Below are 4,072 nucleotides of genomic sequence, written 5' to 3'. Positions count from 1 at the left end.
AATATCAGTCTGACACTGCAGTCGAACACAAGACCCGCCAGCACACCCACCACACCCGGACAGCACCCCAACGGAAAGCGGCCCCCGACACCAAAACCGGGAGCCGCTCACCACTGCCTCTTGACAACAGCTTCTACATATCAGTTGGGGAGGATGATGCTGAGGGTGTGCGGCTTGCGGGCGGTGCCTTCCGTCAACTCCGCCGTCCAGATTTCCGAGGCTGCCTTGAGGAGTTGTTCGGGCGTCCCTGGCGCCTTTCCTCGGCGGCTCAGCAAGTGACGCGCCAATTCGCCGCGCGTGTGCTTGGCGAAATGGCTGACGACGGTGCGTTTGCCATTGGACTCGGAAAAGACGTTGACGGAGACAGTTTGCGCCGCCGGTGGAGCCCAAGCCGCGGCATATGTGCTGGAGCGGCAATCCACCAGCAGCTCGCCCTCCACCCGCGAGGCGAGGGCCTCGGTGAGCTGCGGCTTCCAGAACGACGCGAGGCGCCCGACGTCGGGCAGTGCCGTTCCCATGGACAGGCGGTAGGCGGGCACGCGGTCGCCGAAGCCGATGGCGCCCCACAGGGCGGACACCACAAGGATCGACTCCACCGCCTTGCGGCGCTGTGCCGGCGTCAGGGTCTTGTAGCCAAGCGCGTCGTAGAGGACACCGGAATACACCTGGTGGGCAGGGGCCGCGGGTTCGGCGTGGAGCCGGGTATTGCGTTCAACGTCGTCCTTCAAGGACGCGCCCACCCCCAATAAGGCGAGGGCGTCCTCGTGCGCGCTGACCAGGCCCAGCGCGTCGAGCACTTTGGCCCGGTAGCTGTTGAGTTCCGGAAAGCTCAGGGACTCCCATTCGACGGCGGAGCCTTTCTCAGCGGGGGTCTTGCCTTCGGAGGGCGGCAGCAGAATCAGCACCAGTCGATATTAGCTGTATTGCCAGTAATACAGGCGCCAGCTGCCTAGCGGTACCTTCCGGCAGTGCCGTCCGGAAATGCGCAGGGCCCGACGCCGGTAGACTGTAGGGCGGATGGGTTGACTAGGCGGCCGCGCGCCACGTGAGTGGCTCGAGGAACGTCCGGGCTCCACAGGGCAGGGTGGTGGGTAACGCCCACTCGGGGTAACCCGCAGGCTAGTGCCACAGAGAACAGACCGCCCGCGTCTGCTTGTGCCAGCACAGGCAGGCAGCAGGTAAGGGTGAAACGGTGGTGTAAGAGACCACCAGCTCCCTGGGTGACCAGGGAGGCTAGGTAAACCCCACCCGGAGCAAGGCCAGACAGGGCACGATCGAGGGCTGCTCGCCCGAGTGTCCGGGTAGGCCGCTGGAGAGCGTCGGCAACGGCGTTCGTAGATGGATGGTCGCCACTCCTTCGCCGGCAACGGCAGGGAGGACAGAACCCGGCGTATCGGTCAACCCATCCCTTCGCCTATGTGAGTGATTTCACGCGTTCCGGCGGCCAAGTCGTCCCGTGCCAGACCTTAGAATGGACAGTGAACGTAGAAGTTCCACCGCCGGTTCTGCGTTCGCAGCCGGCGGTTTTTCTTTGCAGCGTTCAAGGTGTCCGGGCAGACCGAAGTCCCGCCGATGCCAGTGCCGCAGGATTACTCCGGGCGGCCGCCATCTACGTACGAGGACGTATGTAGCTGACCCTAGGAAGGTAGTTCTGTGAGCCAGTCATCAGATTCTTGTCTTGATACGTGGATGGGCCGCGAAGCGCTGGCCGAGGCCATGATTCCGGTGATCGGCCGGCTGTACCGTGAGAACAACGTGGTGACGAGCATCCACGGGCGCAGCTTGATCAACAAGTCGTCGATGAACATCCTGAAAGCCCACCGTTTCGCGCGCCGGATGAGCAAGGACGAACTCCGTCTCGAAGAGACCGCGCCGCTGCTGAACATCCTGGCCGGACTTGACCTCGGGGCTGCTGCGATCGATATCGCCCGCCTGAACGAGAAGTACAAGGCCGAGGCCGCGGGCACGCCCCTGGAAGACTTCCTCCGCGCCGAGCTTGCCGAGGTTGTCGGGCGCCGCGGCGCGGACGACCGGACCAGCACCGACGTCGTGCTTTACGGGTTCGGCCGCATCGGCCGCCTGCTGGCCCGCCTCCTGATCGAAAAGGCCGGCGGCGGCCACGGCCTGCGCCTGCGTGCGATTGTGGTCCGCAAGGGCGCCGAGAACGACCTCGTCAAGCGCGCCAGCCTGCTGCGTCGCGACTCGGTGCACGGTTCCTTCGAGGGCACCATCCGCGTGGACGAGGCCGCCAACACGATCACGGCCAACGGCGTCCAGATCCAGGTCATCTACTCGGACAACCCCTCCACCGTCGACTACACGGCCTACGGCATCAAGGATGCCCTGGTGGTGGACAACACGGGCCGCTGGCGCGACGCCGAAGGCCTCTCCCAGCACCTGCAGAGCAAGGGTGTGGCCCGCGTGCTGCTCACGGCTCCGGGCAAGGGCGAGCTGAAGAACATCGTCCACGGCATCAACCACTCCTCCATCGAGGACTCGGACACGATCGTCACTGCGGCTTCCTGCACCACGAACGCCATCACCCCGGTGCTCAAGGCCCTCAACGACAAGTTCGGCGTCATCCACGGCCACGTGGAAACCGTGCACTCGTTCACGAACGACCAGAACCTGATCGACAACTTCCACAAGGGTGACCGCCGCGGCCGCTCGGCCGCCCTGAACATGGTCATCACCGAAACGGGTGCGGCCAAGGCTGTGGCGAAGGCCCTTCCGGAACTGCAGGGCAAGCTGACCGGCAACGCGATCCGCGTTCCCACCCCGGACGTGTCCATGGCCATCCTGAACCTGAACCTTGAAAAGGGAACCACGAAGGACGAGGTCAACAACTACCTTCGTGAAATGTCCCTGCACTCGGAGCTGCGCAAGCAGATCGACTTCATCGACTCACCCGAGGTCGTCTCCACGGACTTCGTGGGCTCCCGCCGTGCAGGCATCGTGGACGGCCTCGCCACGATCGCCACCGACAAGCACCTCGTGGTCTACGTCTGGTACGACAACGAATTCGGCTACTCCTGCCAGGTGGTCCGCGTCATGGAAGAAATGGCCGGCGTGAACCCGCCGTCGTTCCCGGCACGCGGCGTCGCGGTGAACCTTGAACCCAAGGCAACGTTGGAGCCCGCCGGCGTCTAGCGGCCTAGGCCGAGGCCAGGAAAGACACAGGGTATTCCCGGCTGATGCGCTGGTATCAGCCGGGAAACCTGACCAGAATGGACGCATGGAAAGCGAAAAGATTCTGGAACACGAAACAACCCTGGAACACGCACTGGACGTAGCGCGCGCCAACCTCAAGGAAGCCCAGCGGCTTCTCGACGAAGCCAAGGCCGCACATGCAGCGGGTGACATCTCCGAGGAGCGGGTCATCCAATTGGGGTCGCTTCTCGAGCTGGCCGCCGAAGACCTGAAGCGTGTCACCAAGGAGCAGTAAGCCGCCCCTGCAGCTTGCGCTGTGATTGTTCCGACACTGTGACTTGTCCTCCACACTGTGGATATCAGCGTCGGCGAACAGCGCCTGAACTAGTCTCAAGGGACGTATTCCTGCCCGAAAGGACGCAATCCCTTGAGCACCACTTGGGCCGCCTATCGACGTGCCCGCCGCCACTCCCGGCAGGCCTGGGTACTGGTGATTCTCATCATCGCGGGTGGGCTTGCCGGCGTCGGGTGGTTCTTCACCGACGGCCAGTTCTCAGTGGGACAGGGCCCGGTCAACGGGCCAACGGAAGCTCCAGTCTTCGACCCGGAGTGGATGAAGCCGGTGGAATCGGTTCAGCCGGTGCCCCTCGGTTTGGCGGCTGATGCCCTGGAGGCACTTCCCGTGAAGGGGCGCGCCGCCAAGGACAACTACGACCGCAATGAATTCGGCCAGGCGTGGCTCGACGTCGACCGGAACGGCTGCGATACCTGCGTTATCTACACTCGGAATAGTTGCGCCGTCGCTGGAGTCCTGTGATGACGGGCTTTCAGCCGACCCGAGGACAGCTCCAGAATCTGAGGGACCTGTGTGACGAGCGTCGTTCCTCCGCCCCATCATCTAAGCTTTCATACCTGCTGGTTG

General features: G+C 63.9%; 4 protein-coding genes and 1 other RNA gene. 4 read left to right on the top strand and 1 reads right to left on the bottom strand.

Annotated elements, in window-relative coordinates; genetic code table 11:
• Positions 1 to 140: 140 nt before the first annotated feature.
• Positions 141 to 905 carry a YaaA family protein gene (locus AC1DJB_RS23540; protein ID WP_307055055.1) on the bottom strand — a complete coding sequence of 255 codons (765 nt, stop codon included), beginning with the start codon at positions 903 to 905 and terminating at the stop codon, positions 141 to 143.
• A gap of 113 nt (positions 906 to 1,018) precedes the next feature.
• Between AC1DJB_RS23540 and rnpB the strand changes: the two genes are divergently transcribed.
• From rnpB to AC1DJB_RS23520, 4 genes are all read left to right on the top strand, one after another.
• Positions 1,019 to 1,409: RNase P RNA component class A (rnpB, locus tag AC1DJB_RS23535), an RNA gene on the top strand.
• Positions 1,410 to 1,653: 244 nt separating this feature from the next.
• Complete coding sequence (locus tag AC1DJB_RS23530; RefSeq protein ID WP_306959372.1) at positions 1,654 to 3,150, top strand: glyceraldehyde-3-phosphate dehydrogenase; 1,497 nt, start codon at positions 1,654 to 1,656, stop codon at positions 3,148 to 3,150.
• Between the two features lie 85 nt (positions 3,151 to 3,235).
• Positions 3,236 to 3,445 (top strand): hypothetical protein, encoded by a 210-nt coding sequence (locus AC1DJB_RS23525; RefSeq protein ID WP_476910971.1) that lies wholly within the window; start codon positions 3,236 to 3,238, stop codon positions 3,443 to 3,445.
• 132 nt (positions 3,446 to 3,577) lie between these two features.
• Complete coding sequence (locus tag AC1DJB_RS23520; protein WP_476910970.1) at positions 3,578 to 3,967, top strand: hypothetical protein; 390 nt, start codon at positions 3,578 to 3,580, stop codon at positions 3,965 to 3,967.
• Positions 3,968 to 4,072: the final 105 nt, after the last annotated feature.

The organism is Arthrobacter sp. 01T428, assembly GCF_056398685.1.
This window is presented reverse-complemented; position numbering and strand designations above follow the sequence as displayed.